This is a genomic window from Neotamlana laminarinivorans (assembly GCF_020523925.1).
Lineage (GTDB): Bacteria > Bacteroidota > Bacteroidia > Flavobacteriales > Flavobacteriaceae > Neotamlana > Neotamlana laminarinivorans.
The window spans coordinates 1-303 of record NZ_JAJAPW010000062.1; the positions used below are offsets into that span (position 1 = coordinate 1).

Sequence of the window (303 nt, forward strand, 5' to 3'; positions counted from 1 at the left end):
CAGTTTTTGGAATGGTATTTTTTATAGCTCCATTAATTGGCATGGCTGTAATGGATGCCGCTCGAGAACGTGTAAGCACAAATAACGAGCTTACTTTTAAAGTGTTTTGGAATACCACACTTAAGCACTTTTGGCCTATTGCAAAATTTGGAGCTACTGGCTTGTTTTTAATTATTTTTTGCATTTTCCCGTATTGGTATAATTCCAAAAGAAACCCAATTACTCAGGTAGCTATACCACATGGATCGCGCGATAATTTTTTAGAAGTAACCTCTTCTGGTTTGGTATTTTTTATTATTCCGT

General features: G+C 35.6%; 1 protein-coding gene. It reads left to right on the plus strand.

Features of this window, described 5'->3' with window-relative positions; genetic code table 11:
* The coding region (locus LG649_RS16035) for a hypothetical protein (RefSeq protein WP_226544823.1) at positions 1 to 303 on the plus strand (303 nt) is incomplete at both ends.